Annotated in this window: 7 protein-coding genes; all 7 read left to right on the forward strand. The window is 32.5% G+C overall.

The genetic code is table 11. The annotated features are described in order from the left end of the window. Positions 1–6 precede the first annotated feature (6 nt). Entirely contained in the window at positions 7–126 is a 120-nt protein-coding gene (locus EHQ24_RS19440; RefSeq protein WP_425270061.1) for an SMI1/KNR4 family protein, read from the forward strand. Between the two features lie 306 nt (positions 127–432). Then, positions 433–1,377 (forward strand): nucleotidyltransferase family protein, encoded by a 945-nt coding sequence (locus tag EHQ24_RS00105; RefSeq protein ID WP_135599693.1) that lies wholly within the window; start codon positions 433–435, stop codon positions 1,375–1,377. Between the two features lie 193 nt (positions 1,378–1,570). Further along, the gene (locus tag EHQ24_RS00110) at positions 1,571–3,016 is read left to right on the forward strand and encodes a HEPN domain-containing protein (protein ID WP_135599694.1); all 1,446 of its coding nucleotides are present in this window, start codon (positions 1,571–1,573) and stop codon (positions 3,014–3,016) included. 269 nt (positions 3,017–3,285) lie between these two features. Then, positions 3,286–3,585, forward strand: coding sequence for a type II toxin-antitoxin system Phd/YefM family antitoxin (locus tag EHQ24_RS00115; RefSeq protein ID WP_135599695.1), 300 nt, complete (start codon positions 3,286–3,288; stop codon positions 3,583–3,585). A 2-nt stretch (positions 3,586–3,587) separates the two neighbouring features. Continuing rightward, positions 3,588–4,034, forward strand: coding sequence for a PIN domain-containing protein (locus EHQ24_RS00120; RefSeq protein WP_100745206.1), 447 nt, complete (start codon positions 3,588–3,590; stop codon positions 4,032–4,034). A gap of 360 nt (positions 4,035–4,394) precedes the next feature. Then, on the forward strand, positions 4,395–4,940 hold the full coding sequence (locus EHQ24_RS00125) for a hypothetical protein (RefSeq protein ID WP_135599696.1): 546 nt from the start codon (positions 4,395–4,397) through the stop codon (positions 4,938–4,940). A gap of 227 nt (positions 4,941–5,167) precedes the next feature. Continuing rightward, the gene (locus tag EHQ24_RS00130) at positions 5,168–5,806 is read left to right on the forward strand and encodes a hypothetical protein (protein ID WP_135599697.1); all 639 of its coding nucleotides are present in this window, start codon (positions 5,168–5,170) and stop codon (positions 5,804–5,806) included. Positions 5,807–5,985 lie beyond the last annotated feature (179 nt).

Here is a 5,985-nt window from a genome sequence, read left to right on the forward strand (position 1 = left end):
ACATTTATAGTTAATGTTGCAAAGGAAGCTTGGACTAAAATGAATGTTCCAAAAAATCTACTTCCAATTTGTGAGTACAATGGGAATTATTACTGCCTAAATAATATTAACGAAGTAGTATATTGATCCCATGACGGAATAAGCGAAAAAAAATGAAATGATTTAGCAAGCTGGATTAAAGAAGTTTGGATTGACAGAACATAGAAAAAACAAACCTAGCTAAACGCACGTCGTATAACAACGGGGAAACGCTTCGCTTCGGCACTTACGGCCTCGCTTGGGCTACGCCACATTCCCTTTCTGTCACTCGTTTGCATCCGCAAACTCCGTGCCAGTCCCTAACGTCCCGTTAACGGGACTCAGGGTCAGGGAACGTCGTCTCCCCTAGTTCGTTATGCGATATTGAAATAAATAATTATTAAAAAGGAAAAAATGGAACTTCACGACTTCTGCACACAATTTAATATTCAACTGTCAGAATTTAAAAAAAATGAGGACTGGAATTCATTACTAAAAATAAAAGCCGACTACCAATCATTTATACAAAACATTGAACCTATTTCTTCAATGGTTACAAATTCTTTACAGAAAGTTCCAAACGTTAAGTATGTAAAATGCAGAATTAAAGATCCCGCACATTTAATGGAAAAAATATATCGAAAAAACAAAGAATCTGTTTTTCAAAAAATTAACATACGCAATTATAAAAACAGTGTTACTGACCTTATAGGTGTAAGAGTTCTACACCTATTCAAAGACGACTGGAAAAATATACACGACTTCATCACTAAAACCTGGGAGTTAAAAGAAAAACCAATTGCATATGTAAGAGAAGGAGATAACACAAGTATTTATAAAAAAAACAAATTAAAAATAATGGAACACCCTAGAGCCTATCGTTCTATTCATTATGTCATCAAGTGTCAACCAAACAAAGTAGTTCATAATGTTGAAATTCAAGTAAGAACAATATTCGAAGAAGCATGGAGTGAAATAGACCACTCAATGAAATATCCTTATGACCTTAATAATAAAATTATTGCACCATACCTAATTATGTTCAATCGCTTAGCAGGTAGTGCTGACGAAATGGGTTCGTATGTAAAATTTCTAAAAAACCAAATAATAGAACTCGAAAATAACCACAAAAACGAAATATCTAACTTACAAACAAAAATCGACAATATGGAAATTAAACAAGCAGACAAGTCAAAACTGAAAAAAGAACTAGAACTTATGAGAAACATTAAATACATTTCAACAAACAATAAAATTGATAGAAGCCAATATTACGATTACATTGCTAAATATCCGATAAATGCAATTTTAAATAAAGAAGTAAGAATCTCCATCAAACGAAAAAGAAAAAATAAATAAATTTCAACATCGCATAACAGCAACTAACCGCTTCACTTCGGGACTTGCGCCCTCGTTCGGTCTCCGACACATAGGCTTTTGGCACTCCTCTTGCTTGCGCAAGCGTCGCGCCAATCCCTAACGTCCCCTCCAGGGACTCAGGGCCAGCCTACGTCGGTTAGTCTAGTTCGTTATACGAAAGTCAGCAAATATAATGAAAAACAAGAAAACATATTTAAAAAAAATATTAAGCCACGCAAATGTAATTAAGAATTCAGCTACGCTCCATACTTACTATCATAACGATTTCAAAATCTTTAATAATTTTGAACATTTATTAAACGAATCAGAAAACCGGTACGGAAAAACAAAAACAAATCAATTCTTAAACCTCTTCGATTCAATTTATAGAGCAATTTTATTAGAATTCAGAAATGACAGTATATTCCTATCTCCTTCAATGCTCAGCACCTTAATTTACTTTGAATGGAAAAGCAATTCTCTTCTCTTCATAGATAAAACTATAGAAAGTTTATATTTATATGGAATTAATAAGCATTCTTATATAATATTTCCACTAGTAAAATTCGGAATAAGTAAATCCGGTATCAAAATGTTTTTTTCAAAAAAACTATCTCTTTCCTTAAACTTAAAAGAATCTATTTTTTTTCCGCAAACTAACGATCACAATAAAACTATATTATCTATCAGCAATTATATACAACAAAGCGAAAATAAAAAACCAAATTTGGATTTGAAGCTAATCGCACATTACCTAAAATCAAGGCCACTGGAGTGGTTTAACAAAAACCCTATCGCTATTCTAAAAATAAAAAGCACTTTCTCTTCATATTATGAAAATGAATTCATTATTTCTAAAATACTAGAAAAGGAAATCGCAAAATTAATTATATTAAACATTTCACAGAAAAAAAAATATCTAGCTAAAACTAATTCAGATATTAGTACTCTAAATGTAAATAATTTTAGCACAAAAGATATTAAACATTACCTATATCTTTATAAGCAAAAGGACAAAACTATACCCGTTGCAATACCCTTACATGAAGGGAGAGGATTCGTTTCGGAATTGATAAATACTAATCTAGATATTTTCCTACACAAAGGATCACCTTCCGCAAATACCCTGGAAATATTTAACTTTATAGACTTGGTTTACAACATAATTTTAAGTAAAAAAATTAAAGGGGAAGAATTTAACTTTTATATGAGAATCATATCTTCTCTCGAGTTTCTGAGAAGATCTATCTCAACTAGAATAGGAATAGACAAATGGATCTACTTTGGTTCTGCATTAGAGATTTTATTATCCGAAGGAGTAAAGGGAGTTATAACTGAAACAATAAAAATTAATGGGGCATTCCTTATAAAAACCAAGCAAGAATCTTTATATAAAAAAATTGAAACGATATATGACAACAGAAGTAAAGCTATTCACCAAGGAACTGAGACAGAAGACTCGATCAAAGACTTTTACTCAACATATACAGAAATATTTCATGGTTTGATTAAGCTTATCAAGAAAAAGAAATTAGACTTAAAACTGAAACGACCTTTGAATGATTTCATAAAAAAATCTATAGTAAATGGTAAATTGACAAAATGGGAGAAGAAGAAAATCTCCGATAGAATCCAATAAGCTGACCTTCGTATAACAACGGGGAAACGCTGCGCTGCGGCACTTACGGCCTTGCTTGGGCTGCGCCACATTCCCTTTCTGTCACTCGCTCGCATACGCAAGCTACGTGCCAGTCCCTAACGTCCCGTCACCGGGACTCAGGGTCAGGGAACGTCGTCTCCCCTAGTTCGTTATGCGTAATGGGTTAAAATTTAAATTTAAAAAGAATAACGAAAAATAAAACGTAATTTACTACTTGACTTTGTAGTCACCGTGACTACCATTTTCTTATGAAATCAATCGGAATAAAAGACCTAAAAAATCACTTAAGTAGTTACCTGGAATTCGTTAAAAAAGGTGAAACTATTGTAATTTTCGATAGAAATAATCCTATCGCTGAAATCAAAAAATTCTCTCCTATTGAAAGTAAAACCGATTTGTATATTAAAGAAGCCACTGAAAATAATTCTCTAATACCAGCTAAAAAATTTAAACCTGTAAAAATGCCTAAATCTCTAATCATTAAAGGTCTTTCAAAAGATGAAATATCTAAAACTTGGAAATCTATATATAATGAAGAGAGAAATTAACTTTGGCTTTATATATCGATAGTAGTTTTTTATTAAATATTATCTATTCTGAAATAAACTCTGATAAATACTTAGAAATCTTCAATTCACATGAGAAAAAATTCAGTTCAATTCTTTTAGAAATAGAAACTTATAGATCAATAAATCTCTTTTACAATTTAAATCGAAAATTACTCAATAAAGCGTGGCTAAATGAATACGAAGGAACTTTAAATGAATTTCTCGCTCAAATTAGTTTAAAAAACGTAGATTTTGACGTGCAGTCTGAAATAAAGAAGAATAAGAATATATTGGAATTGAAATCTCTTGATGCGACACATTTAGCTACAGCTATTCATTTTAGAAGAATGATTTCAGAAAGTTTAATAATTTGCACTTTAGATGATAAATTTCGCACAGTCTCAAAAAAATTTGAATTCAATATTCTACCAAAAAGTATAACTAAATAACCCACTACGCATAACAGCGTCTACTCACTTCGCTTCGGCACTGCGGCCTCGCTTGGGCTACGCCACATTTCCCTTCTGTCACTCGCTCGCATACGCAAGCTACGTGCCAGTCCCTAACGTCCCGTCCGGGACTCAGGGTCGGGAAACGTTGAGTAGACTAGTTCGTTATACGCAAGTTGCGAAAAATTTCTGAAAATTCTTGATCACCCTACATTAACGAATATAAACTCATTAATAAGTAAAAAATATAAGAAATTCAGGAAGTATTAAATAGTTTTAAAGCTATTCAGAATGTAAGAAATCATAAATATTAACTCAAAATAGAAAATTTAAAATAACTTACCAATGAGACTAAAAAAAATGAAAGAGAAAACAATACTTATTTTACTCCTTACACTATTAAATTTTTGCTCAAAAGAAAAAATGAATTATGAAATTTCTGAAACATACAAAGGACTACGATCAAACGCCTTTTCAATAACTCCGGAAAGCATAAACTTGTCATTAAACAAACAAAATTCAGTTTATGGCATCGTTATGGAAACTGGATACCCAGATGCCGTTGTGTCGCTAATTTCTTTAGCTGACGGAACTACAAGCTTATACTTCAGTAATGGTGGAGGAATGATTGGAATTGGTGAACATGAAAAACCTAAAGCCAAAAGTATATTTTTTACAAATGAAGCAAACAATTATCTTCCATTCACACAACAAGAAAAAAGTAACCAATTTCGACTTCCAGAAAAAAACGAAGTTATCTTTTATTTTCTAACTACTAATGGAATATTTTCGTTCGCAGATTTAGAGCAAAATCTTGGAAATGAAAAATCAAAACTATCAAACCTATTTTTCATTGCGCATGAACTAATAACGGAAGCACGATTAGTTTCCGATAAAAATAACTAATTATAGCATTTCGCAACCAGCGTATAACAGCGACTAACCGCTTCACTTCGGGACTGGCGCCCTCGTTCGGTCTACGACACATAGGCTTTTGGCACTCCTCTTGCCTTCGCAAGCGTCGTGCCAATCCCTAACGTCCCGTTACCGGGACTCAGGGCCAGCCTACGTCGGTTAGTCTAGTTCGTTATACGCAAGCCTGATCAGGATCAAATACTCAAAATAAAAAACCTATGAGTCAATCAGAACATTCAAAGATCATAACTAAACAAGCTAATAAATTATTTAAACCACACGGAATAGTTCAAAAGGGAAAATCACGCACGTGGTATGACGATCATGGTATATATACAACTATAATCGAATTTCAACCACATAAGCGGGAACATGGATCTTTTTTGAATGTTGGCGTGAATTTTCATTGGTATGTGAAAAATTATATATCTTTTGATATTGGAAATCGAGTAACCGAATTTGAAAAATTTGAAACAGCCGAACTTTTTACTATTAAAATAGATGAAATGGTTAGATTAGCCCTAGAGAAAGCTTTTAATTATCGACAAAAACTGATAAATATTATTACGATAAAGGATACTATTTTATCACATAACTTTACCAGCGATTCTCTCTGGGGGAATTACCATAAAGGCATTATTTGTGGTCTTACGAAAGATATAGAAGGCCTCAATAAACATTTTGAAGATTTACTATTAGTTGACCATGACTTTCAATGGGTAAAGGAACTCAAATTAAATGTAATTGAACTAAAAAAAGCAGCACTGGATTATAAAAAATTTCAGAAGGAAATACATTCTACTATCATTGAAGCAAGAAAATTGAAGAAATTAAAAAATATAGAAATTCAATTATAAAAAACTATTCTCTATTTAGAGAAGTAGAAATATTCAATATTATATATTGAGGAAATATAATTTAAGAAAGAATAAGAATAATTATTCTATAATCAGGCCAGCGTATAACAGCAACTAACCGCTTCGCTTCGGGACTTGCGCCCTCGCTCGGTCTGCGACACATAGGCTTCTGGCACTCC

Source organism: Leptospira noumeaensis (assembly GCF_004770765.1).
GTDB classification, from domain to species: domain Bacteria; phylum Spirochaetota; class Leptospiria; order Leptospirales; family Leptospiraceae; genus Leptospira_A; species Leptospira_A noumeaensis.

Bases quoted from the DNA above. Each gene is read 5' to 3' on its own strand.
- EHQ24_RS00105 (WP_135599693.1), top strand. From the start codon at position 433: ATGGAACTTCACGACTTCTGCACACAATTTAATATTCAACTGTCAGAA.
- EHQ24_RS00125 (WP_135599696.1), top strand. From the start codon at position 4,395: ATGAAAGAGAAAACAATACTTATTTTACTCCTTACACTATTAAATTTT.
- EHQ24_RS00115 (WP_135599695.1), top strand. From the start codon at position 3,286: ATGAAATCAATCGGAATAAAAGACCTAAAAAATCACTTAAGTAGTTAC.
- EHQ24_RS00110 (WP_135599694.1), top strand. From the start codon at position 1,571: ATGAAAAACAAGAAAACATATTTAAAAAAAATATTAAGCCACGCAAAT.
- EHQ24_RS00130 (WP_135599697.1), top strand. From the start codon at position 5,168: ATGAGTCAATCAGAACATTCAAAGATCATAACTAAACAAGCTAATAAA.